Origin of the sequence: Synechococcus sp. CCY9202, assembly GCF_034931685.1 — a bacterium.
Taxonomy (GTDB): Bacteria; Cyanobacteriota; Cyanobacteriia; order PCC-6307; family Cyanobiaceae; genus CBW1002.
In genome coordinates this window covers 1-23930 of record NZ_JAYGID010000129.1, presented here as the reverse complement: position 1 = coordinate 23930, position 23930 = coordinate 1, and the positions used below count along the sequence as shown (strand labels likewise).

At 66.8% G+C, this 23930-nt stretch carries 22 protein-coding genes and 1 pseudogene; 8 read left to right on the top strand and 15 right to left on the bottom strand.

Annotated features, from left to right (window positions below; all coding sequences use genetic code 11):
* Positions 1–274, bottom strand: a pseudogene (locus tag VB777_RS15985) (threonine-phosphate decarboxylase); the annotation flags it as partial.
* Between the two features lie 100 nt (positions 275–374).
* Between VB777_RS15985 and VB777_RS15980 the strand changes: the two are divergent.
* The 6 genes from VB777_RS15980 to VB777_RS15955 all read left to right on the top strand — a co-directional run bounded on the left by VB777_RS15980 (position 375) and on the right by VB777_RS15955 (position 6832).
* Positions 375–1298, top strand: a complete 924-nt coding sequence (locus tag VB777_RS15980) for a MoxR family ATPase (protein WP_323250143.1) — start codon at positions 375–377, stop codon at positions 1296–1298.
* Positions 1295–2254 (top strand): hypothetical protein, encoded by a 960-nt coding sequence (locus VB777_RS15975; protein ID WP_323250142.1) that lies wholly within the window; start codon positions 1295–1297, stop codon positions 2252–2254. The genes VB777_RS15980 and VB777_RS15975 overlap by 4 nt, the downstream gene beginning before the upstream one ends.
* The gene (locus VB777_RS15970) at positions 2251–4161 is read left to right on the top strand and encodes a DUF3488 and transglutaminase-like domain-containing protein (RefSeq protein WP_323250140.1); all 1911 of its coding nucleotides are present in this window, start codon (positions 2251–2253) and stop codon (positions 4159–4161) included. The genes VB777_RS15975 and VB777_RS15970 overlap by 4 nt, the downstream gene beginning before the upstream one ends.
* Before the next feature lie 232 nt (positions 4162–4393).
* Positions 4394–5611 carry a hypothetical protein gene (locus VB777_RS15965; protein ID WP_323250138.1) on the top strand — a complete coding sequence of 406 codons (1218 nt, stop codon included), beginning with the start codon at positions 4394–4396 and terminating at the stop codon, positions 5609–5611.
* A gap of 50 nt (positions 5612–5661) precedes the next feature.
* A complete protein-coding gene (locus tag VB777_RS15960; protein WP_323250136.1) occupies positions 5662–5964 on the top strand; it encodes a hypothetical protein in 303 nt (100 codons plus the stop codon).
* A 94-nt stretch (positions 5965–6058) separates the two neighbouring features.
* Positions 6059–6832 carry a pentapeptide repeat-containing protein gene (locus VB777_RS15955; protein ID WP_323250135.1) on the top strand — a complete coding sequence of 258 codons (774 nt, stop codon included), beginning with the start codon at positions 6059–6061 and terminating at the stop codon, positions 6830–6832.
* A gap of 24 nt (positions 6833–6856) precedes the next feature.
* On the opposite strand, the gene VB777_RS15950 is transcribed toward VB777_RS15955, so the two are convergent.
* The 6 genes from VB777_RS15950 to VB777_RS15925 form a co-directional block, all read right to left on the bottom strand.
* Entirely contained in the window at positions 6857–9544 is a 2688-nt protein-coding gene (locus VB777_RS15950; protein ID WP_323250133.1) for a secretin N-terminal domain-containing protein, read from the bottom strand.
* A 98-nt stretch (positions 9545–9642) separates the two neighbouring features.
* On the bottom strand, positions 9643–10407 hold the full coding sequence (locus VB777_RS15945) for a hypothetical protein (RefSeq protein WP_323250131.1): 765 nt from the start codon (positions 10405–10407) through the stop codon (positions 9643–9645).
* Complete coding sequence (locus tag VB777_RS15940; protein ID WP_323250129.1) at positions 10404–11105, bottom strand: PilN domain-containing protein; 702 nt, start codon at positions 11103–11105, stop codon at positions 10404–10406. The genes VB777_RS15945 and VB777_RS15940 overlap by 4 nt, the downstream gene beginning before the upstream one ends.
* Complete coding sequence (locus VB777_RS15935) at positions 11102–11998, bottom strand: hypothetical protein (RefSeq protein WP_323250127.1); 897 nt, start codon at positions 11996–11998, stop codon at positions 11102–11104. Before VB777_RS15935 ends, VB777_RS15940 begins: the two co-directional genes overlap by 4 nt.
* A 39-nt stretch (positions 11999–12037) precedes the next feature.
* Complete coding sequence (locus VB777_RS15930) at positions 12038–13222, bottom strand: quinone-dependent dihydroorotate dehydrogenase (RefSeq protein ID WP_197158421.1); 1185 nt, start codon at positions 13220–13222, stop codon at positions 12038–12040.
* Complete coding sequence (locus VB777_RS15925) at positions 13222–14028, bottom strand: ribonuclease H (RefSeq protein WP_323250145.1); 807 nt, start codon at positions 14026–14028, stop codon at positions 13222–13224. The genes VB777_RS15930 and VB777_RS15925 overlap by 1 nt, the downstream gene beginning before the upstream one ends.
* 95 nt (positions 14029–14123) lie before the next feature.
* Here VB777_RS15925 and VB777_RS15920 point away from each other — a divergent pair, with 95 nt between their 5' ends.
* Positions 14124–14858, top strand: a complete 735-nt coding sequence (locus tag VB777_RS15920) for a DUF3747 domain-containing protein (RefSeq protein WP_323250125.1) — start codon at positions 14124–14126, stop codon at positions 14856–14858.
* A gap of 301 nt (positions 14859–15159) precedes the next feature.
* On the opposite strand, the gene rplL is transcribed toward VB777_RS15920, so the two are convergent.
* From rplL to VB777_RS15905, 3 genes are all read right to left on the bottom strand, one after another.
* Positions 15160–15543, bottom strand: a complete 384-nt coding sequence (rplL, locus tag VB777_RS15915) for a 50S ribosomal protein L7/L12 (protein WP_197158427.1) — start codon at positions 15541–15543, stop codon at positions 15160–15162.
* A 68-nt stretch (positions 15544–15611) separates the two neighbouring features.
* On the bottom strand, positions 15612–16145 hold the full coding sequence (rplJ, locus tag VB777_RS15910) for a 50S ribosomal protein L10 (protein WP_197170948.1): 534 nt from the start codon (positions 16143–16145) through the stop codon (positions 15612–15614).
* 326 nt (positions 16146–16471) lie between these two features.
* Positions 16472–17227, bottom strand: a complete 756-nt coding sequence (locus VB777_RS15905; RefSeq protein ID WP_197158431.1) for an amino acid ABC transporter ATP-binding protein — start codon at positions 17225–17227, stop codon at positions 16472–16474.
* 29 nt (positions 17228–17256) lie between these two features.
* Between VB777_RS15905 and VB777_RS15900 the strand changes: the two genes are divergently transcribed.
* Positions 17257–18798 (top strand): ABC transporter permease subunit, encoded by a 1542-nt coding sequence (locus VB777_RS15900; protein WP_323250122.1) that lies wholly within the window; start codon positions 17257–17259, stop codon positions 18796–18798.
* A 112-nt stretch (positions 18799–18910) separates the two neighbouring features.
* Here VB777_RS15900 and rplA read toward each other — a convergent pair whose 3' ends face one another.
* The 5 genes from rplA to VB777_RS15875 form a co-directional block, all read right to left on the bottom strand.
* Entirely contained in the window at positions 18911–19618 is a 708-nt protein-coding gene (rplA, locus tag VB777_RS15895; RefSeq protein ID WP_197158433.1) for a 50S ribosomal protein L1, read from the bottom strand.
* Between the two features lie 149 nt (positions 19619–19767).
* Entirely contained in the window at positions 19768–20193 is a 426-nt protein-coding gene (rplK, locus tag VB777_RS15890) for a 50S ribosomal protein L11 (RefSeq protein WP_197158435.1), read from the bottom strand.
* 166 nt (positions 20194–20359) lie between these two features.
* Entirely contained in the window at positions 20360–20974 is a 615-nt protein-coding gene (gene nusG / locus VB777_RS15885; protein ID WP_231598219.1) for a transcription termination/antitermination protein NusG, read from the bottom strand.
* 185 nt (positions 20975–21159) lie between these two features.
* Positions 21160–21447 carry a preprotein translocase subunit SecE gene (gene secE / locus VB777_RS15880; RefSeq protein ID WP_197158437.1) on the bottom strand — a complete coding sequence of 96 codons (288 nt, stop codon included), beginning with the start codon at positions 21445–21447 and terminating at the stop codon, positions 21160–21162.
* A gap of 101 nt (positions 21448–21548) precedes the next feature.
* A partial coding sequence (locus VB777_RS15875; protein WP_323250119.1) for an ATP-dependent Clp protease ATP-binding subunit occupies positions 21549–23930 on the bottom strand: 2382 nt, incomplete at its 5' end.

The window sequence follows — 23930 nt, the reverse complement described above, 5'->3', positions numbered from 1 at the left end:
GCTCGGCGGCGCCGTTCCCCGGCAGCACCCACTTCGGAGGCAGGCCGTGCAGGTCGGCGATCGCCTGGCGCAGCGCGCCGTAGCGGCGATCGGGATAGTCGCGCAGCGCCGGGCCGGCCATGGCCGCCAGAGCGGCCAGGCGCAATCTCATGGGCGGCCCGAAGGGCACCAGCGAGGCGCTGAGATCGAGCAGATCGGCGGGGCGGCAACCGAGGCGAGCGGCGATGGCCACCCGGTTGCCCCCGTGGATCTCAGGCGGCACCGGCGAAGACATGGCGCGGCAGCAGCCGGAAAGCGGCTTGGACGCTAACCGCCTGTGTCCCTGCAGGCGCCCGATGGCGACGGCACAATTCAGGGGCCTCCGCCCTGGCTTTGTGTCCGCCCCGCTGCAGCCGGTGATCGAGGCCGTGAACCGGGTGCTGCTGGGCAAGGAGCAGGAGGTGCGCCTGGCTCTCGCCTGCCTGCTGGCCCGCGGCCATCTGCTGATCGAGGATCTGCCCGGCGTGGGCAAGACCACCCTGGCCGAGACCCTGGCCCGCTGCTTCGGGTTGGCCTTCAAGCGGGTGAGCTTCACCAGTGATCTGCTGCCGGCCGATCTCACCGGCATCAATGTGTTTGATCCGGCCACCGCCAGCTTCCGTTTCCAGGCCGGCCCGGTGTTCACCCAGGTGCTGCTGGCCGATGAGATCAACCGCGCCAGCTCCCGCACCCAGAGCGCCCTGCTGGAGGCGATGGCGGCCGGGCGGGTGAGTGTGGATGGCACCAGCCATCCGCTGCCGGAGCCGTTCTTTGTGATCGCCACCCAGAACGGGCTCGACCAGATGGGCACCGCGCCCCTGCCCGAATCCCAGCTTGATCGCTTCCTGATGCGGCTCAGCCTCGGCTTCCCGCCGCGGCAGGCGGAGCGCGCCCTGCTGGCCGGCGAGGGGCGGCGGCCGGAGGCGATCGGCGCCGTGCTCTCGCCAGCCCGGCTGCAGGAGCTGCAGGAGCGCAGCGCCCATCAGACCTGCACCCCGGCCCTGCTGGATTACGTGCTCGATCTGGTGGAACTCAGCCGCCGCGCTGACATCCCCGGAGCCCCCCTTTCCCCCCGTGCGGCTCTTGGGCTGGTGGCGGCCGCCCGGGCCTGGTCGCTGCTGGAGGGGCGCGACCACGTGCTCCCCTCCGATGTGCAGGCCGTGCTGGCACCGGTGTGCGAACACCGGCTGGATGGGGGACAGCCCCTGAGTGGGGGCGGCGGCGCGACGGGTGGTGGCTTCAGCGCCCGCCTCCTGGCGGATGTGGATGCAATCCGATGACGCTGCCTTCCCCGGAGGAGCTGGTGACGCGCCTGGTGCCACCCCAGCAGGGGGATCCGCTGCTGCTGGGGCTGCGCAACCTCTACATCGTGCCGACCCGCTTCGGCTGGCTGTGGCTGAGCGGCGGAGGGCTGCTGCTGATCGTGGCGATCCAGACCCAGCGCAACGGGCCGCTGCTGCTGAGTTATCTGATGCTGGGGCTGATCCTGCTGGCCCTGCACCTCACCCACTTCAACCTGCAGGGGCTGGAGCTGCGCTGCGGTGAACCGGCGGCGGGCTTTGCCGGAACTCCCCTGGCCTATCCCCTGATTGCCCGCAGTCGCCATCGCCGCGAGGGCGTGCAGATCAGCTGGCAACCGATCAGCGGCGAGGGTGTGGCGGCAGACCCCCTGATGCTCACGTTGCGACCGGGGGAGCAGACCCTGGCGCTGCCCTGGATCCCGCCCCGGCGCGGCTGGCAGCGGCCCGGTCGCCTGAAGCTGGTCAGCACGGCACCGCTGGGACTGTTCCGCTGCTGGAGCCGCTGGGAACCACCACGGGCCCAGCTGATCTACCCCCGCCGCCTGCCTGGCCCGGTCGCCAGTCTGCCGGTGTTGCGCTCGGCGAGCGGCTCCACCAGCCACAGCCACTGGGAACGGGAAGGCACCGAACAGTGGCGCGACCTGCGGCCCCATCGCCCCGAGGATGGCAGCAGCCGCCTGGCCTGGAAGCCCTTCGCCCAGGGCCGCGGCCAGCTGACCAAGCAGTTCTCCGCCGAGGCCGGTGAGCCCCTCTGCCTCGCGCCGGCGGCCGGCCTGCCCCACGAGCTGGCGCTTGAACACCTCAGCGAGCGGATCTGGCAGCTGGGCCATCAGGAGGCGATCTATGGCCTGGAGCTGCCCGGCCTTCGCCTGGAGCCCGACAGCGGCCCCAGCCACCGGGATGCCTGCCTGCGGGCCCTGGCCACCAGCCCATGAGCCAGCCCCTGAGCCCTGCAGCGACCTCGGCGATGGTGTTGCCCCCCAAGCGCCTGCAATGGGTGGTGACCGGTCTGCTGGCGATCGGGCTCACGGGCCTGGATCCTGGCCTGCCGCTGAGCTGGCCCACGATCATTCTGGTGGCGATGGCCGCTTTGAAGCTGCGGGAGGCGCGCAGCCGTGCTGAACGACGGCTGGTGGCGCTGCTGCAGCTGGTGGGGGCCGGGCTGCTGGGAGCCCAACAGCCCGATCTGCTCCCCAGCGCCCTGCAGCTGGCGATCGCGTTGCTGGCGCTGGCGGGCCTGCTGGGCCTGGAACTGGAGCTCAGCCTCAGCTGGCGGCAACTGCTGCGGCGCAGCGCCCAGGTGCTGGCGGCGGCCCTGCCGATGGCCCTGGTGTTGTTCCTGCTGGTGCCGCGGATCGGACCGCTCTGGACCCTGCCCCAAGGCTGGGGCGCCGCCGCCGTGACCGGCCTGAGCGACAGGCTGGATCCGGGCGGCATCGCCTCCCTGGCCAGCAGTGCGGCGCCGGCGGCACGGGTGGCCTTCAGCGACAACCGGGTCCCGCCGGAGAGCGAGCGTTACTGGCGGGTGCTGGTGCATGACTGGTTCGATGGCCAGAGCTGGCAGCGGCGTGAGCTGCGCACGGCCCCAGCCTTGATGGCCCCGGTGGAGAAGGGCGCCGCTCCGGCTGACGCCAGGGCGCGCCAGCTCTGGCTGGTGGAACCGAGCCGGTTTGAGGCGGTGCCCTGGGACGGGCGGGCCCAGCCCCGCAGCGACGACCTGCGCCTGCGCTTCGATGGTGAACTGCTGCTGAAGCGCCCGCCACGGGAACGGCGCCATTACCAACTGATCAGCGAGGAGCAGGACAGCCCCTGGCAGCAGAGACCCCCTTCCCTGATCGACCTGGCCCTGCCGAAGGGGGCCAATCCGAGGCTCGAGGCCCTGGGGTACCAGTGGGCCCGACTGCCGGAACCCCGCCAGCGCCTGGCCGCCGCCGAGGCCTGGTTCCGCAGCCAGCCCTTCCGCTACACCCGCAGCCCGGGCACCCTGCCGCGGCGCGCTGGTCTCGACACCTTCCTGTTCGAGCGGCAGCAGGGCTTCTGCGGCCATTACGCCAGCGCCGCCACGGCCCTGCTGCGGGCTGCGGGCGTGCCGGCCCGGGTGGTGAGTGGATACAAGGGCGGCACCTGGGTGCAGCCCTTCGGCGGTGAGCCCTACCTCGACATCCGCCAGGCGGAAGCCCATGCCTGGAGTGAGGTGTGGCTCGATGGCGAGGGCTGGCAGCGGCTGGATCCGACCGGCTGGGTGACGCCGGAGCGCAATGCGGCGACAGCGCCAGCGATGGCGCTGGAGGGGCAGGCACCGCTGTGGTGGCGCTGGGGCCAGCGGCAGTGGTGGGGCATCGACCTGGCCTGGAGCCGCTGGTGGCTGGGCTTTGATCGGGAGGGCCAGGAGGCCCTGCTCGACACCTTGCTGGGGCGTCAGCGGCAGTGGCTTGGGGTCCTGCTGCTGGCGGGCCTGGGCCTGGCGCTGACCCTCAGCCTGGCCGCCCTGCGATGGACCCAGCGGTTACGCGACCGTGGCCCGCAAACCGATCGCCATCGACGGGAACTGGAGCGATGCCTGGCGGCCCTGCAGTCAGCAGGTCTGAAACCCCACGGATCGGAGCCCTTGGAGCAGTTCTGCAGACGCGCTGGAAGACGGGAGCCGCGCCTATCCAACGTCCTGCAGGAACTCAGCCATCACTACACACGAGCCCGCTTCCAATGGCTCTCGCCGACTGAAATGCAGCGGACACTGAAGCACCTGAGACAGTGTCGACAGGAGATCCGCAGAATCTGTTCCAGTTTTTCCACCAAGCCCTCGATTCCTGGACATCCTTCGTCTCCAGGTCGTACCAGCTGAGACACAACACAGACTGCAGACATTGAGCGGCGTGGCCACCCATCGGCACTGCCTTGCAGGTAGCAGACTCACAGGTGGCAGACTCGCAGGTAGCAGTCACCAAGCAGCCAGGCAACACTGCTTCCATGGCATTGCCTGCAGTGGCCATCTCTGGTCCAAGCTCTGATGCCCCGATGACGGCCAGGGTGTTGCAGGGACCCTTACCATGCATCGTAATGCGGCGCTTCAGGCCATGAAAACCAAGATCAAAGGGCCGGATGCCAAGGGGAAAACGACATTCAAATTCGATAACGAGCCGAATAACGTTGTTGTTGTAAACTCAAATCTCGGCTATAAGATTTATCTCAGGGGAGGTAATGATACGGGAGCTGGATCCGATGGCGATGACCGCATCTTTGGTCAGAAAGGATCGGATCAGCTGTCGGGAGGTCTTGGTAACGATTATCTTTCGGCCGGTAATGGTAAGCAAAATCAGAATAATCTCATCGGCGACTCCGGCTTCATTGGGGTTGGGGCTTTTGGCGGAGACGATCAACTGATCGGCGGCTTCGGCTCGACGGATCGCATGGTGGGCGACAGCACGGAGCTCTACGGCACTGGTGGGAAGGACCTGCTGCAGGCCTACGGCAACTACACCGAAATGATCGGCGATGCTGCAACGATGCAGCCCTACAGCCGCGGCGGCAACGACGTTCTCACCGGTGTGCCCCTGTTTTTGACGCGGACCTTGATGTATGGAGATGCCGCCGCTGTTTACGGGCCGGTGACGGGAGGCAATGACGACCTGATCAGCGGGCAGAGCGACGATTTCATGTATGGCGACTGGGAATTCACCTTCAGCGCAGACCTGGCCAATGACCCCTATGTTTTCGACATCTATGACAGTTTCGGATTCTTTGCTCCGAATCCTTCCCAGCCAAGGCCGTTCAGCTTTGAACCGGTGACCTTTGAGCTTCTGCAGCAAGATTTTGATCAGGCGACAGGAGGTGCGCCGCCCGAAGGCAATGGCACGAAAGTGAGCTTTGAAAGCCTCAAGGTGCTGGCGAATCAATACAACATAGACTACGCACCGGCCGACGCACTGCTTGCCACATTCGGACCCGATGAATTCATCTATGTCATCCCTGATCGCAGTGCCGACCCGTTAGCGCCGCAGGGAGGTGCCGACCGCTTCATTTTCAACACCTTTGCAGAAGGGAATGACGTGATCTTTGATTTCAATCCGGCGGAAGGCGATCGCATCGTGTTTCGGAACGGCCTCACCCTGGCCGATCAGGGCAACAGATTCTTCGTGTTCGAGAGCGAGCGCGATACGCTGATCACCTATGGCAGTTCATCGATTCTGCTTCCATATTTCACCGAGCTTGCGGCTGAGGATTTTATCTTTGGTGAAGGATCTGCCTCTGCCGGGTCGTCGCCTGGTGGCGGCTTCCAGCCGGTTGTGCTGTGATCCAGCCGATACGTTACCGGATTGTTCTGGGTCTGATCGTGGGCCTGGGCATGCCTGCGGCCGCTAGCGCCGGCAGCTTCTGTCTGCCGGAGGAGCGCTATTTCCAGAGTCTCAAACCACCGGTGGAGCGCTACAACAACAACAACGTGCAGCAGTGTTCCAGTGGTCAGGCCTGCCTGAATCAGCTGCGCTCCGCCATGGCCCGGCAACAGCTCTGGCCGGCGTCTTACGAATGGATCCGCAAGGGCAAGATCTGGTGTCTGGAGGAACGTCCCCCCCGCAGTGGGACCACTGCTGCAGGCGAAGCAGGCAGCAGCGCCAGCCCGCCGGCCAATCCGGCCCCATCCCGCTAGGAAATGGACAGGATTCCGCTATGACGGATCGGCACTGCTCCCATCAGCGGCGATGATCCGGACCCAACGACGGAACGGCCGAATCGTTGCTCCGATGATCGGCGCCTTTCTGCTGACGGCTGCGGCCGCACCGAGCTGGGCGGCCGACCAGGAGCAGCTGATGCAACTGCTCGATCGCAAGAGCTGCACCGCTTGCCGCCTCCAGGATGCCGATCTGGTGCATGCCGATCTGCGCGACGCGGACCTGCAGCAGGCGCGGCTGCAGCGGGCCAACCTCAGCCGGGCGCAGCTCGATGGGGCCGACCTGCGCCAGGCCGACCTGAGCTTCTCCTCCCTGATGGGCGCGTCGCTGCGCGGGGCCGATCTACGCGGCGCCAAGCTGGAAGGCACCGATCTGCGGGACGCCGATCTCAGTGGTGCCCAGCTCGATGCCGACTCCCTGGCCAAAAGCCATTGGCGCGGGGCCACAGGGGTGACCGCCGAGGCCAGCAGCTATGCCGCCATGCATAACGCCGGTGTGGAAGCAGCCCTGCAAGGGCGCTATCCGGAGGCGGAAGACCTGTTCAACAAGGCGTTGCTCAAACAGCCCGACGCCGCACTCACCTGGCTGGCCCGGGGCATCAGCCGCGCTGAGCAGTCCAAACGGGATCTGGCGGCGATGGACTTCAACTATGCCGCCACGCTCTTTGAGCAGCAGGGCCAGAAGGAAACGGCCGAGCAGCTCCGCAAGGGCGCTGCCGATCTGGCCAAGGATCCCAACAAGAGCGGCAACGGCTTCGGCAGCGGCCTGCTGCAGGGAGCGATCGGGGTGTTCCAGCAGCTGGCGCCCCTGGCGATCAAGATGTTCGCCCCTGCTGTGGGCTTCTGAAGGCTTCTGAGCCTGGCTCCGACCCTAGTTATTGGCACCGTACATGAGTCGGCGCGCATCCTGGGTGCCGGGGGTGTAGCCATAGCCATAGGTGCCACCTTTCTCATCGTCAATGATGCGGGGCGTCACCAGGATCACCAGTTCATTGCGGCGTCGTGAGCCAGACGTGCGGCGGAAGAACTGACCCACGATCGGCAAATCCCCAAGGATCGGCCACTTGGAGACCGCCTGTTGATCTTCATCGGAAATCACGCCGGTGAGGATCAGAGTCTGGCCGTCACGGACGCGAAGACTGCCGGTATCGAGACGTCGCAGGGACAGAATCGCCAGATCCGAAGAGCAGGCCGTGGGACCCGAAATAAAATCCACAATCGCGGAAATAGTAGGAGTGAGCGAGAAAGTCACGAACCCGTTATCGTCGATCTTCGAGACTCTGGCTCCGAAAGCAAGCCCCGCCGTGGCGAACTCGGGCTCACAGATCACATTGGTGGAGTTTTCCTGCGTGGTCACGTTCAAGGCGGTGATCACCTGGGTGCCAACGGTCACGAATGACTCATTGGCTCGGGAGCGACCGATGGTCTGCTGACCCAGCAGGTTGAAACCACCGGTAGAACTTTGAGTTGCACTAGAGGCATTGGCACCCCCACTGATCTCTTCAGGGTTCTCACTGAGAATCAGGGTGGGAGCCGCCAGCACCTTGGTGTTGTTTGACACGATCTGTGCCTGGAGAAAATCGAAGAACTGGTTATCGGGATAATTCAGGCCAGGGTTGCGGCGGCGCAAGCCTGAATAGAACTGGGAGTTAGTACTGGTGCGGGATCTATCGCTGCCGCGGTTGGAATTGCGGGATCTGCTGTTCCGATTCGAGGAATCGTTGTCATTGGCGCCGGTCTGGCCGCGGCTCAGGCTCACCTGCTGGCCAGTGATGCTGCCGATGATGTTCTCCACCCGGGATGTGAGCGCCGAACTGAGCGACTGGGAGGCGCTGCCGTTGGGAACCACTCGGAACTCTCGGTTGGTGACAGTTCTTTCAATGAATTCTTCGGAGTCTGGATTAGCCGGATTGAAATTTGGGTTCTCGACGAAAAACGTACGCTCAATCTCGAACGGCTCAATTGTCGTGCCAGTCTGGCGAGACAGCTGGGCGTTGATGGTTTCGACCTGAGACTGATTCAGCTGGGTGTCGTCCTGGAAGTTCAGCGTGAGGTTGTTATCGAAGGAGTCGCCCGATCGCGAGCTTGAGCCAGATCCTGAATTCCTGTTACGGGAACGGTCAGAATTCCGGTTGTTGGTGGAACTTCCGGTCGAAAACTCATCGAAGACTTCAAAAGTGTTGGCAGGATCGAAATCAAAGCTATTGGCCGGTAGATTGCGTCCGAAGGCTGCCAGCAGGCGGCCGCCATCGTTGACAATGAAATTATTGCCGAAGCGGAAGGCAAAGCTGTTGTCGATCTCAGTGTCGTTGTTGAGGGTCACATCCAGGATCTTCACCGAGAGTGCCACCTGCCGTTGCCGCAGATCCAGCTGCTTGAGGTATTGCTCTGCAACCGCCACCAGTGCTGGCTCACCCACCAAGGTGATCGTGCTCAGGCGCGGATCGGTGGTGGCCTGCAGCCCCACCAGCGGACCGGTGGAGGCACCGAAGGCCTCCACCTGCTGCTGGGTGGATGTAACGGTCTGGTTGGTGGCACTGGCACCAGCCACCTGCTCGGTCTGATTCAAGCCCTGGGACACAGCCGTGGTGATCGAGGTCACCTTGGTGACGCTGGCCCCGAGGTTGGCGATGTAATCGGCGGCTGAGTTGGCGGACACCTGATTGAGGCGATACACCTTCGAAAGCTGGGGGCCGATCGTCTTACTGAGAACGTTGGGACCCACCATGATCGTGTTGCCTTCTCGGCGAGCCTGCAGGCCACTGCTCAACAGCACGAAGTTGAAAGCCCGTTCGTAGGCCTCGTTCTGGAACGCCACGGTCACCGGGTTCGTCTGCGCGGCTGAGGCGTTGGTTCCCTGCGGCCCCGTGGCGGGATCGGAGTAGGCATACCCATACCCCCCCATCTGGGCCAGCACCATCAGCACATCGCGGGCATTGGCCCCGCGGGTGGTGAGGGTCACCGGGGGGCCGCTCAGATTCACATAGCCGCGGTTGCGGATCGTCATCGAGCCCACGGCCATGTCGCCCAGGGGCGGGGCCACGGCCCGTGGCCGCAGCGGCGGCACATAGGCGGGTGTGGGCACTGCGGTGGGACGGCTCAGATTCGGGCTCACGGTCTGGCTCACCGGCAGCTGCGGCGCCGGAAAGCGCACGATCAGGTCCTTGCCGTCGCTGCTGACGATCGGAGGGCTGATCGTCTGGTCCCGGGAGGGGGTCACCTTCAACTGGAACAGGCGCCCCGTGCCGTCGAAGGTGATGCGCTCCATGCCCGCATCCGGCATCGCCAACGATTGCGGCCCGGCCTTGAGGCCGCGGGTGCGATCGGTGCGCAGCTCACCCACCCAGATCGCCCCATCCAGGCGTTGTTCCATCGCGCCGCCCATACCGGCGTCCTGGAGCACCAGCTCGATCGCATCCGGCAGGCGACGGATCTTCAGCTGGATCCCATCGCTGCTCAGCTGGGCCTGGGCCAGGGCCGGCCGGCTGATCAGCACGGGATCGACCAAGAGGCCCAGGCCCAGCAGCCAGGCTCCACCCACCGCACCGAGGCGCCGCAACGACAAAAGACTGACCGGAACTGGCGCGATGGTATCGGCCCCCACCTGTGGCGACCAGCGCCGGGGGGCCTGTTCGGATCTTGGCCGAGGTTGGCCGCTCAGGGACTGGCGGGTCTGGTGGCTTCCCCGGTCTGCGCGGCTGGTTTGGCCTTCCGGGGCCCGTCGCTGGAGCCCCCGCTGTAGAGGGTCACAGCCAGCTTCATCACCGTGGGGGGGGTCTGAAGGGCGGCCAGGAGCAGCTCGGTCGGCGTGTTGCCGGCGGGCTTGTTCTGCGTTCCCGGTGCAAGGTTGAGATCGCTCTGCACCACCAGCAGGCTCAGGCCCTCAAGGCTGCGCAGGAAGGCCAGCAGATCGGGATAGCGGCCCCTGGCGTTGAGCAGCAGTCGGGTGGCCTCCAGGCCGGAGGATTCCAGCGCCGGCTTCGGCGGAGGTGCTTTCTTGCCGTCTTTGGTTTCCTCCAGGCCGCCCGTGCTCTTGGTCGCCTCCGGGGTGGCCGACACGGGCTCCAGCACATCGAGCTGGACCTTGTGACGCGCCGCCTCCTGATCCACCTGGGCCATGAAGGTGGTGATCTCGCCGCTGCCGGCGATCAGGCTGAGCACCTGGCGCTGCTGTCTCTGGGCCTTGGCGTCGTTGAGGTCGAGTTGGCGTAACTGCCCTTGCAGCAGGGGAATGCGCTGTTGCAGGCCCGCCAGGCTCGAGACCCGCTCCTCATCACCGCGCAACCGCAGCCACTGGGGCAGCACCAGGGCCAGGAACAGCATCAGGGCCACCATTCCGCCCACCGCGAGCGGCAGACCCATCAACAGACGCTCGCGCAGATGCGGCGATAACGGTTGGTACCCCTCCTGAAGGTTGGTCATGGCAGCAGGCCCTCCTTCTGCAGCAGTTGATATCGGCGCGCCATGCCCTCGGCACCGAGTCGCTTCAGCAGCACCATTTCCCTGGTGGGCGGCAGCTCCGAGAAAGGGGCGCTCATCTCGAAGCTCACCACCGAGGGCAGCGTTGACCTGGGATCCTTCTCTTCTCGGAAGGCACGGCTCAGGGCCACCCCCTCAGGCTGGAACAGGGGCGACCGCTTCAGCTCCAGCTGCAGCACATTGATGCGGGAAAACGCCTGGGGATCCCGTGCCTGGCCCTTGAGCCTGAGGGTGTCGCCCTCCACCTGCATCTGGCTGATCTGAACACCATCGGGGGTCCGCAGCTGCAGTTCCCGCAGCACGGTGGAGCCGGAGCGCACACCCACCAGCCCCTTGGCCAGTTCGCGGTTCACGCCTGTCACCTTGTCCACCTCGGCCTGCCGGGCCTTGACCTGCCCTTCCAGTACCTCCACCTCCGCTTGAACCGCCGTGAGACGATCGAGTTCAGAGCGCACCAGTTGCTGGCGCAGGAACAGGAAGCCCGCCGTCGCCACCACCAGCAGCACCAGGCCGCCGCCGATCAGGGCGCCGCGCAACAGGAGCTGATCGGTGGAAGTGATCCGATCCGGCAGCTCGGGTATGCCGAGCTCCTGCCGGCGTTCCCGCAGCAGATCGGGGGGGCGGCTGGTCTGCACGGTCATGTCAACGTCCTCGCTGGCGGGGTCCGCGCCGGCAGCAAGCCGCTCAGAGCCAGGGATCCGAACTCACCACCATGCATCTGCTCGGCCTGCACTCCCAGCGCCTGCTCCAGAGGCTCGATCCCAGGCAGATGGCCGGTGAGCAGCAGGCGAATCGAGCGCACGGCCGGGTCGTGATGGCGGTAGTAAGCCAGGCATTTCTGCAGGGTTTCAAGCAGGGCCGGCATCCTCGGCTCGAGGTCTCGTTCATAGACCGGTTCGCCATTGCGCAGCAGCAGCAGGGTGCACAGATGGGTCTCGGGTTGCAGCAGCACGATCAGCTCCTCAGGCTCGGCCTCACGCAGCCGGGGGGCGAGGGCCTCCAGCAGGCAGGCCTGCTGGGGTTCGAGGCGATCCAGGGCCACACCGGCAATCGAAAACACCTCGATCCAGCCATCCACCACGGCCTTCGGTGCCGCCACCATCAGGGCATGGTCCGGGCGACCTGGCAGCGGCTGCAGATCGAGATAGGAGTCATCGAGGGGCAGCCGCACGCCCAGGTCGGGGTTCATCCCGCGCAGTGTGCTCACCGGATCGTCCGGCCAGATGCCATCGGGCCACTCCAGTACCCGCCATGTGCAGGCGATACGGGGCAGGACCGCCAGGACATGCGCATCGATCCAGTCATTCTCCAACAGCAGATCGCCGATGAAATCCCCCAGGGCCGACACCTGCAGGGGGCGCCCCTTCCGGCAGGTGGCCGCCGGGATCGGGGCCTCGATCGAAAGGGGCAGCGGCCGACCCCCTTTGATGCCCTGCCCCAGGATCAGGGCATCGGTGATCTCCAGCAGGACCTGCTGGGGGAAGAGACGTGCCTGAAACGGGCGCCAGCGCTCCTGAAGTCCCGCCAGTACCAAAGGTCGAGCCGTGGTGGATGGCGGAACGGTACCGAATCTTCAGCGCCAGGGCAGCCCTGAGCCCACCGCTTCGCCGATAGTCCGCAGACCGTGGCGGTCCAGCTGCTGCAGCAGGCCCTCAAGGATCGCCGGCACCAGCTGGGGCCCTTCGTAGATCCAGCCGGTGTAGAGCTGCACCAGCGACGCTCCGGCGCTGATCCGCTCCCAGGCCGCCTCAGGGGAATCGATGCCCCCCACGCCCACCAGCGGCAGGGCAGGGCCGGCGGCGGCCCGCAACCGGCGCACCACCTCCAGGGCTCGCCGTCGCAGGGGGCGACCGCTGAGACCGCCCGTCTCCTGCGCCAGGGTCTGGCCGGTCTGGGGCAGGAGCCGACCGGCCAGACCGAGCCGATCGATGCTGGTGTTCACCGCGATCACACCGGCCAGTCCCTCCTCGTAGGCCAGCCGGGCGATGGCATCGATGGCATCGTCCTCCAGGTCTGGAGCGATCTTCACCAGCAGCGGCGGGCAGGCGGGCAGACGCCGCAGTCGCTCCACCAGGCGGCGGAGGAGCACCTCGTCCTGGAGTTCCCGCAGGCCTGGGGTGTTGGGCGAGCTCACATTGATCACCGCGTAATCGGCCAGGGGGGCCAGCAGCTCCAGGGAGGAGGCGTAGTCGTCCGGCGCCAGTTCCAGGGGTGTGATCTTCGACTTGCCGAGATTGATGCCCAGCACGGCCGGCCGCTGGCCGGGCGGCTGCAGCTGCTGGCGCTCCAGGGTGCGGCGCAGGGCCTGGGCGCCATCGTTGTTGAAGCCCATGCGATTCAGGGCCGCCCGCTCCGCCGCCAGCCGGAACAGACGCGGCCGTGGATTGCCGGGCTGGCCGTGCCAGGTCACGGTGCCCAGCTCGACGAAACCGAAGCCGAAGCAATCCCAGATCGCCGCTGCCACGCCGTTCTTGTCGAAGCCGGCCGCCAGACCCACCGGATTGGCGAAGCGGCAGCCGAACAGGGTCTGCTCCAGCCGCGCATCGCGGCGCTGCAGCTCACCGGCCAGCCCGGCCAGGCTGCCGCTCACCAGTGGCCAGCGGCGCCGCAGAGCGGCCTGGCCCAGCGCCAGCAGGGTGAGGCGGCTGAGCTGTTCCGCATCGGCGCCCGCATCGCTCTGCAGCAGGGGGCCCACGAAGCGGCTGTACAGGGCACCCGTTGCCGGCACGCTGCCGGAGCCCCCATTGGTTTCAGCCATCAGCTCTCCCCCACCGTCACGTCCCGCTGCTGCGATCCTGCCGCGCCACGCTCCAGCCGCCAGCGCCCATCCGCCAGGGGCAGCACCTGCCAGTCGCGCCATTGCCAGGCCTGCTGCCGCCGCTGCAGCGTCGACAGCGGCATCTCCACCAGCTGGGCCAGCTCCACCAGGCTGAGGCCGTAGCCGCCCGCCGCCAGTCGATCGGCCAGCTCCAGGCGGCTCAGCAGCTGCTGCAGGCCCGGTGGGGCGGGATCCACCAGAGGATCCGGAGCCGCGACATCCCCTGCCCCGGCTTGAGCCTTGGCTTGGGCCGCAGGAACCGTGGCGCTGATCGTGAGGTTCTGCACCTGCTCGCCCTCGGCCAGCGGCGGCGTCCGGCCCTTGGAGAAGGCCACGGCGATGGCATCGCAGCGGTCGTTGTCGGGATCGCCGCTGTGGCCGCGCACATGGGCCAGCCGCACCCCCGGCAGCCGCGCCCGATCCAGGGCTTCCCACAGGTCACGGTTGAGCACGGGATTGCCGGCGGCGGTGCGCCAGCCCTTGCGCTTCCAGCCGGCCATCCATTTGTCGAGGCCGTCGATCAGATAGCGGCTGTCGGTGCGGATCGCCATGCCCTCCTGATGGGGCAGGTCCGCCAGGGCCTCAAGCAGGGCCAGGGCCGCCGTGAGTTCCATGCGGTTGTTGGTGGTGGCGCGATCGGCTCCGCCCATCTCCCGCACCGAACCATCCGAGAACCGCAGCAGGGCCCCCCAGCCGCCGGGGCCCGGATTGCCGCTGCAGGCCCCATCACAGGCTGCAGCCACCACACGGACCGTCTCAGCCGCCACTGTTCACGGGGGCGATTGTCCGGTAAAACGCACGTTCAAGCCTGGCGCCATGCCAGGGCAGCGGAGTTTGCACCATGAAGCGAACCTACCTGGCCCTGGCGGGGCTGGCCCTGGCGAGCTCGGCGTTGCCGGCAGTCGTCCCCCCTCTGGCGCGAGCCGCTGGCCTGTTCAGCAGTCAACCCCTGGAAGCTTCCCGGTTCGCGGTGCTGGGTCGTCCAGTCGGCAGCAACTCCTGGAATCTGCTCGTGCTTGAGCAGATCAAACCCCAGCCTCTCTGCTGGGAGAAGCAGAGCAATGGGCTGATCGATCCCGCCCTGAACCGCTTCGACTTCACCGGCATCTGCAGCCGCTACCTGGACAGCAACGGCTATTCCCTGCGGGTTGACGACCAGGATCTCGCGAGCCAGTACCGGCTGCGGCTTCAGCAGGAGGGCAGCGAGCTGCAACTGCAGGCCATGTCCGGCGATGACCCCACAGTCCTGGTGGTGGGCAGGGCCAGCGTGCCCCAGCGTGACCGCGATGCCTTTGTGGCGATCGATCTGGAGCCGGGCTGGCAGCTGCAGCGTCGCGCTTTCGGCGAGCAGACCCTCAGCCATATCTATTTCGCCAACAGCACCCCGTTGCCCGAGCTGATCGCCAAGGCCTCCGGATCAGGCAAGGCCCGACCCGATGGCACCTCCCTGGCTCTCGCCACCGGCAGCCTGCGTCCTGGGGCGCTGAGCGATCCCTCCAACTCTGATGACTCTCTGCAGGCTTCACTGCGCCCCGGCCAGGCCGTGAGCCTGCCGGTGATTCCTTTCCGGGAGTGAGCTGAGCGCAGACAGTTGCCGCACCGCCCCTCTTCCCCTGGCAACCCCTGAACAGAGTCGTTATGGTTACGGCGTGTGAGGGGTGCGGAACCCACTTTCAGGGTCGAAACGAGGACAGACTCCCGGAAACGTTCCACCTCTTGGCCCTGCCTTTGGCGGGGCTTTTTTTTGGCTTGGTCTTTTTGGCTTGGTCTTTTGGCTTGGCCTTGCTTTCCAGGCAGCCCTCAACAAAAAACCGGCTCCCCGAAGGAAGCCGGCTGCAGAGGTGATGCGGGGTGAGCCGAAGCCCACCCCATGGCGATCACTTGACGGTGACCTTGCCGCCAACCTCTTCGATCGCCTTCTTGAGAGCCTCGGCTTCGTCTTTGGAAATGCCTTCCTTGACAGCCTTGGGGGCAGCTTCCACAAGGGCTTTGGCTTCGCCGAGGCCGAGGCCGGTGGCCTCGCGGACGGCCTTGAGCACCTTGATCTTGGAGGCGGCGTCGAAGCTCTCGAGCACGACATCGAACTCGGTCTGTTCTTCAACGGCCTCGGCAGCGGCGGCGGGAGCCGCAGCCATCACGACGCCCGCGGAAGCGGCGGCGGACACACCGAAGGCCTCTTCGATCTGCTTGACAAGCTCAGAGGCTTCCAGCAGGGAGAGGGTCTTCAGCTGTTCGAGAATCTGGTCAGTAGCGGTAGACATGGTTGGGAATCAGCAACAGATCTGTGGGAGACAGTCGGATCGGGTGAGCTCCGCAGCGGAACAACGCCTCAGGCGGCGTTGCCTTCGCCATCGGCGTGCTGCTGGAGCGCCCGGGCGAGACCGGAGGGAACTTCGTTGATACCCACCGCAACCTTGGTGGCCACGGCATTGATCGCACCGGCGATCTGGGCCATGAGCACCTCCTTGGAGGGCAGATCCCCGATGGCCTTGATGTCGTTCTGGGAGAGGAGCTTGCCTTCGAACAGGCCGCCCTTCACCTCCGACTTCTTCGTGTCCTTCTGGAAGGACTGCAAGGCCTTCACCACACCACCGACATCGCCCTTGACCAGGACGAAGGCGTTGGTGCCGGTGAGCAGGGAATCGAGTTCCGACCAGGCGCTGTTGCCATCAATGGCCCGACGCATCAAGGTGTTTTTGGTCACCTTGCACACGCCGTTGCTGGCCTGCAGACGGGTCCGCAGATCAGACATCTCCTTGATGGACAGACCCTGGTAATCCAGGACCAGCGCCATTTCGGCTTCACCGAGGAGCCCCTTGAGCTCTTCGACGATCTGTTGCTTGTTCTCCAGCGTGCGGCCCATAGGAAAGGAACGGATCGGGGGAACAAGCCGGGTACGCAGCCCCAGGGGCCTCACAAAAGGCACCTCGAGGGCTGCGGCCTGTTCAGACGATCCGGACGAATCCGGGTGCGCAGAAACCAGTCGCGTGCACCTCGGCAGGATTTACGGGTCAGGATCACCGGCGAACCGGACACCTGAATCGACCTGCTGTCTTGGGTAGGGCGCGTGCCCTTCTGGCCGAAGCCAGCTCATCACCTTACAGGACAGGGGGGATTGAACCCTTCACAGAAGACACTCTGCTGATGCCAGAGACCTGCTGATGGCGCAGACCGGCAGCCGCCCCTGACTTACTGGCGGCGCAGAAACGTCTGCAACCGGTCGCTGCGGGGCTGGGTGAACAGCTGTTCAGGACTCCCCTGCTCCTCAATCAGCCCATCGTTGAAGAACAGCACTCGATTCGACACCTCCCGGGCGAAGCGCATCTCGTGGGTCACCACCACCATCGTCATGCCATCGGCGGCGAGCCCCTGCATCACGGCCAGCACCTCGCCCACCAGCTCGGGATCGAGGGCGCTGGTGGGCTCGTCGAACAGCATCAGGGCCGGATTCATGCAGAGGGCCCGGGCAATCGCCACCCGCTGCTTCTGGCCGCCGGAGAGCTGGTCAGGCCAGGCCCGGGCCCGTTCCGCCAGCCCCACGGTGGTGAGGTGATGCAGGGCCCGATCGCGGCACTCGGCCAGCGGCACCCCCAGGATGCGACGGGGCGCCAGCATCAGGTTGTCCAGCACGCTCAGGTGCGGGAACAGGTTGAACTGCTGGAACACCATGCCAACCCGGCTGCGCAGGCGCGTCTGTGCATCCCAGCTCAGCCGCGGCGCCGAGAGGTCGTGGCCCATCAGCTCCAGCCTGCCCGCCTGAAAACTCTCGAGCCGGTTCAGGCAGCGCAGAAAGGTGCTCTTGCCGCAACCTGAAGGCCCGATCACCGACACCACGTCGCCGGCCTCGAACGTGGCGCTCACCCCCCGCAGCACCGTTCGGGTGCCGTAACTCTTGTGCAGCTGGTGACAGGCCAGCAGAGGCGGATCTGCGGAGCTGGCGATCATGGAGTGCACTCCAGCGCGCGGACAGGGCCGTGACCAGTATTGAACCGAAGCGCCGGATGTGGTGTCGGCTGCTGGCCCTGGCGGCGCTCAGCCTGGTCCTGGCGCTGGGCGCTGTCGGGCTTCACCCCGCAGCCGCAGGCCCTGCGGACGGAACAGGCGCGGCAACGGCCAGACCAGCCTGGACCGTGGGCACCGATCCCACCTACGCCCCGTTCCAGATGAAGGCCGGGGCCCGCGATGAGCTGCAGGGCTTCGACATTGATCTGATCCAGGCGATCGGCGAGACCAGCGGCCACCCGGTCCGCTTCGTCTCCCTGCCATTCGACGGCCTGATCCCGGCACTCCAGGCCGGCAGCGTCGACATGGTGATCAGCGCCATGACGATCACGGCCGAACGGGCCCAGGCAGTCGATTTCTCGCGGCCCTACTTCGTCGCCGGCCTGGGAATCCTGGTCCGCGAGGACAACACCACCATTCACAACCTCAAGGATCTCGAGGGCCGCACGATCGCGGTGCAGATCGGCACCACCGGCGCCAAGGCCATGGCCGAGGTACCCGGCGCCCGCATCGCCAGCTTCGACGCCGCACCCTTGGCGCTGCAGGAACTGATCAACGGCAACGTCGAGGCCTACGTCAACGACCTGCCGGCCAGCCTGTATGCCATCCAATCGGCCGGCCTGCGCGGCCTGCGCGTCGCCGGCACGCCCCTCACCAACGAGGTCTACGGGATTGCCTTCCCCCGCAACTCCCCCCTGCGCGAGACGGTGAATCAGGGCATCGCGCGGATGCTGGCCGACGGCAGCTACGCCCGCCTCTACCAGCGCTGGTTCGGCACGAGCCCACCCGAGCTGCCGGAGCAGGCACCGGCCCTGGCCGAGGCCCACCGGGAGGCGGCCCTCAATCCAGTCCAGTTGTTCCGCAACCTGATGCGCGGCGCCGGCGTCACCCTGTCGCTCACCCTGGTGTCGTTCAGCTTCGGGCTGATCGGTGCCGGCCTGGTGGCTTATGGGCTGATGGGCGGAGGACCGGTGCTGCGCGGTCTGTGCCGCGTCTACGTCGACCTCTTCCGCGGCACGCCGATGCTGGTGCAGCTGTTCATGATCTATTTCGGGCTGCCGGCCCTGCTCAATGGGCTGGGGCTGCCCTTCAACCTGGATCGCTTCGTGGCCGCGGTGATCGCCCTCAGCCTCAACGTGGCGGCCTATCTGTCGGAAACCCTGCGCGCCGGCATCGAATCAATCGATGCCGGCCAGTGGGAAGCGGCCGATGCCCTGGCGATGAACCCGATCGCGCGGATGCGCTTCGTGGTGCTCCCCCAGGCCCTGCGGCGCGTGCTGCCGCCCCTGGCCAATGAATTCATCACCCTGATCAAGGACACCAGCCTGGCGGCGGTGATCGGCTTCGACGAACTGTTCCGCGAGGGGCAGCTGGTGGTGGCCACCACCTACCGGGCATTTGAGGTGTATCTGGCGGTGGCCCTGGTGTATCTGGTGATGACCTCGGTGACCTCCTGGCTGTTCAAGCGGCTGGAGCACCGCCTCAATCCCCAGCGCCATGCCATGGCCACCTGAGGGCCTGGCGTTCGGGGGCTGCGTGCTGCGGCATCAAAAAACCCGGCCTTGCGGATGCAAAGCCGGGTGCAGTGAGCAGGGTCCTGAGCTGATCAGGCGTCCGTCTGTCTGATCAGGCGTCCTTTTTGATGTCCTGCAGGGCGCTGAAGTCGACTTCAACCGAGGGACCCATGGTGGAGGTCACGAACAGGGAGCGCCAGTAGCGGCCCTTGGCTCCACTGGGCTTCTGGCGGTCGATGGTTTCCTGCAGGGCCTTGAGGTTGTCGAGCAGCTTGTCGGCATCGAAGCTGGCCTTGCCGAAGCGCACGTGCACGATGCCGGTGCGGTCGGCGCGGAACTCGAGTTTGCCGGCCTTGAACTCGCTGATCGCGCCGGCCAGATCGGTGGTCACGGTGCCGGCCTTGGGGTTCGGCATCAGGCCGCGGGGACCGAGCACACGACCGAGCTTGGCCACCTTGGGCATCATGTCCGGGGTGGCGATCAGCAGGTCGAAGTCCATCGCCCCACCGGCGATCGCATCCACCAGCTCCTCATCGCCGGCCAGATCGGCACCAGCGGCCTTGGCGGCGGCCACGGCCTCACCGCGGGCGATCACGGCGATGCGGATGCTCTGGCCGGTGCCGTGGGGCAGGGCCACGGTGGTGCGCAGCTGCTGGTCGGTGTACTTGGGATCGATGCCGAGGCGCACGTGGGCTTCGATCGTCTCGTCAAACTTGGCGTTGGCGTTGGCCTTCACCAGATCGATCGCCTCGAGGGGCGCATAGGCGCGCTCTTCGACCGTGGCGGCCAGAGCGGAAAAACGCTTGGAAACTTTGGGCATGGCTGGGGTTGGGGTACGGGCGACCGCCAGGGCCCGGACGCAACGGTGTACCGGACGGATGGCTGGGTCTCCCCCGAATCAGGGAACAGGAACGGAATCAGTGAGTCGTTGCAAGCGCAGGCGCTGCAATCGCAGGCGCTGCGAGCGACTCAGTCGTTGACGGCGACGCCCATGTTGCGGGCGGTGCCTGCGATGATGCGCATGGCCGACTCAACGCTGGTGCAGTTGAGGTCGGGCAGCTTGGTCTTGGCGATCTCTTCGAGCTGAGCTCTGGAGATTGCACCCACGGATCCCTTGGCGGAGGTGGCGGCACCTTTGTCGATGCCGGCCGCCTTGGAGATCAGCACCGAGGCGGGCGGGGTCTTGGTGATGAAGGTGAAGCTGCGGTCTTCAAAGACCGAGATCTCCACCGGGATCACGTACCCGGCTTTTTCCTGGGTGCGGGCGTTGTACTCCTTGCAGAACGCCATGATGTTGACCCCGTGCTGGCCGAGGGCGGGGCCCACCGGCGGTGCGGGGTTGGCTTTGCCGGCCTGGAGGGCCAGCTTGATCACGGCTACAACTTTTTTGGCCATCGGCGGGGCTAGGGATCTGACTCCCTAACGGGAGAGTGGACGGGACTCCCAGAGGGAGCTGTGCGGATGGCCGCTCCAGGGAGCGGCTGGCTGATGGCCATCGCCCGAAGCGATGGCCATCCAAGGGCCGTCCTCCGCAGGGAGACGGCCGCAACAAAGCGATCGGCTAGCTCTGCTTGCTGATCTGGGAGAACTCGAGTTCCACCGGCGTTTCCCGGCCGAAGATCGAGAGCAGGGCCTTGAGCTTGCTGCGCTCGCCCGAGACCTCGATGACCTCGCCCTGGAAATCCTTGAACGGACCGGCGGTGACCAGGATCTGATCGCCCTCGGCCAGATCCACCTTCAGAACAGGTTTCTTCTCGGCGGCACGTTTGAAGATCCGATCCACCTCGGTGCGGCTGAGGGGCCGGGGCTTGATGTGGCCGCGGGCCTTACCGGTGGCGCGACGCTCTTCCTGCCCCACGAAATTGATCACGTTGGGGGTGCTGCGCACCGCCATCATCGTGTCCTCGTCGAGCACCATCCGCACCAGCACATAACCGGGGAACACCTTTTCCTCGATCGACTGGCGGGAGCCGTCCTTCTTGATCTTCACCCCGGGGGTCTGGGGGATCTCGATCTCGAGGATGCGGTTGTCGACCCCGAGGGTGACGGCCCGCTGCTCAAGGGTGGCCTTCACCTTCTTCTCGCAGCTGGAGGCCACCTGCACCGCAAACCAGCGGGCCACCGGTGCCTTGACGGTCTCGGCACCGGGAAGCTCCAGCACCCCATCGGGACCCATGACTCCGGCCACAGCCAGGGCCGCAGGGTCAGCGTCCGGGCCTTCCGGTGTGGTGGCCAGGGTCTCGGAAGCGTCGTCAACGACGCGCTGAGCCTCAGAGGCCTCCTCGGTATCGGGCGCGAGGCTGACGGGTTCGGGCACTTCCAGATCGATCTCGGACACGGGGCTCTCGGGGGGACGGAAACTCAGCGGAACACCTGGGTGGCGGCCCAGCCATAGAGGCGGTCGATGGCGGCGATGGCGGCGGCCGAGAGGCTCACCATCAGGATCACCGCCACCGCCTCGCTGAACAGCTGCTGGCGGCTCGGCCAGACCACCTTGCGCAGCTCGGCCATGGTGGCAGCCACAACGTTGCCTTCGCTCTCGGCCACCTCGCTGGTGGCAGCGGGGGCCTCGGCCACGGCTGCATTGGAGCCGCCGCCTTCGGTCGTGGGCCGGGTCTGGGGAAGGGTTGGATCGGAGTTGGAGTCCACTGGCGCTCGCGCACCGGTGCGTCCGCGCGTACCGGCAAACGAACACCCTACCGGACGGGTTTCAGCAGCTGTTTCAGGCCTGGGCCTGCAGCCCGCGATGCTCAGTCCTCCGCACCCTCCACCAGCCGCAGGAAGCGCAACGGCGCGCCGGGGTCGTCGGCCAGGCTCACCCGCACGCCGCTGGCCCCCTGGAAGCGGTCTTCCAGCAGTTCGGTGGCCAGGGGGTTCTCGATGCGGCGGCGCAGCAGACGCCGCATCGGCCGGGCGCCGTATTCCGGTTCGTAGCCCTGGATGGCGAGGGCTTCGATCGCAGGCTCGTCCACCTGAAGCTCCAGCTGCTGTTCGCGAAGCAGACCGGCCAGCTCCGCCAGCTGCAGCCGCACGATCCGCTGCAGATCGGCCGGCTCCAGCGGACGGAAGCGGATCACCTCATCAATGCGGTTGAGGAACTCCGGCCGGAAGTGACTGGCCAGAGCCTGATCCACGGCGCGCTCCAGAGCGGCTTCGGCGGCAACGGTATCGGCGACAGCGCTTTCGGGCCCAGCGGCGCTACTGGCCAGGGCAGCACTGGCCATGGCAGCACGCCGGGCCCGGGCGTGCTCGAGGATCGCCCGGCTGGCCAGGTTGCTGGTCATGATCACCACGGTGTGGCGGAAGTCCACGGTGCGGCCCTGGGAATCGGTGAGGCGGCCGTCGTCGAGCACCTGCAGCAGCAGGTTGAACACCTCCGGGTGGGCCTTCTCCACCTCATCGAGCAGCAGCACCGCATAGGGCCGGCGCCGCACGGCCTCGGTGAGCTGACCACCCTCCTCGTAGCCCACGTAGCCGGGCGGAGCTCCCACCAGCCGGGCCACGGCGTTGCGCTCCATGTATTCGCTCATGTCGAGTCGCACCAGCGCCTCCTCCTCGTCGAACAGGGCCGCCGCCAGGGCCTTGGCCAGTTCCGTCTTGCCCACGCCGGTGGGCCCGAGGAACAGGAACGAACCCACCGGCCGCCGCGCCGACTGCATGCCGGCCCGGGCCCGGCGGATCGCCGCCGCCACCGCCGCCACCGCCTCGGGCTGGCCGATCACCCGCTCCCCCAGCCGCTGCTCGAGCTCCAGCAGCTTCTGGCGTTCACCCGCCAGCAGCCGCTGCACGGGGATGCCGGTCCAGCGGGCCACCACATCGGCGATGTCATCGGCCTCCACCTGTTCCCGCAGCAGCGGCGGGTTGTCGAGCAGCTCCCGCTGCAGTTCCTCCTCCAGCTCCTGACGGCGCTGCTGCACGCCCTGCAGCTGATCCACCTGCAGGCGAGCCGCCTCCTCGTAGTCGCCGTCGCGCTCGGCTTCACCGATGGCATGGCGCAGGTCTTCGTCGTCCTGCAGCAGGGCCCGCAGCTCCGCCAGCCGCTCCCGCTCCTGGCGCCAGCGCTGCTGCAGGGCCTGCAGCCGTTCGGCGGCCTGGCGGCGCTGCTCCTGCAACTGCACCCGCTCCGGCAGGGGCGCGGTCTCGGCCGACAGCAGCGCCAGTTCGACCCGCCGCAGCTCGGCCTCGGCCTGCTCCACCGGCTCGGGCTTGGAGGTCACCTCCATCTTCAGCTGGGCGGAGGCCTCGTCGATCAGGTCGATGGCCGAATCGGGCAGGCAGCGATCGGCGATGTAGCGATCCGCCAGTCGCGCCGCCGCCACCAGGGCCGGGTCGGTGATCGCCACGCCATGGTGCAGCTCATAGCGCTCCTTCAGCCCCCGCAGGATCTCCACGCAGGTTTCGGAGTCGGGCTCCTTGATCACCACCTGCTGGAAGCGCCGATCCAGGGCCGGGTCCTTCTCGATCGTGCGGCGGTAATCCTCCGGGGTGGTGGCGCCGATGCAGCGCAGATCACCGCGGGCCAGGGCCGGCTTGAGGATGCTGCCGGCATCGGCGCTGGAGCGGTCGCTGCTCACCACGGTGTGGAGCTCATCGATGAACAGCACCACGCCGGCACCTCCCCCGCTCCCGGCCGCGGCATCGGCCTCGCGCACCTCCTCGAGCACGCTGCGCAGCCGTTCCTCGAACTGGCCGCGGTACTTGGCCCCGGCGATCAGGGCACCGAGATCCAGGGCCACCAGCCGCAGGCCGCGCAGCGCCTCCGGCACCTCACCGGCTTCGATCCGCTGGGCCAGCAGTTCGGCCACCGCCGTCTTGCCGACGCCGGGTTCACCGATCAGCACCGGATTGTTCTTGCTGCGGCGCGACAGCACCTGAATGAGGCGACGGATCTCCAGATCGCGGCCGATCACGGGATCGAGTTCGCCGTTGCGGGCGGCGGCCGTGAGATCGCGGCCATAGCGGTCAAGGGCCGGGGGTTCCAGCTCCAGCCTGAGGCCGTCATCGTCCGTGGCCGGCTCGCCGGCGGCGGCTGACACCGTTGCCGGCCCCGTGGACAGGCCCGCCGATCCAATGGCGGCGGCGGTGCCTGACGCAGGCGCAGGCCGCCGCCGCCGCCAGGGCTCCGGGCTGGA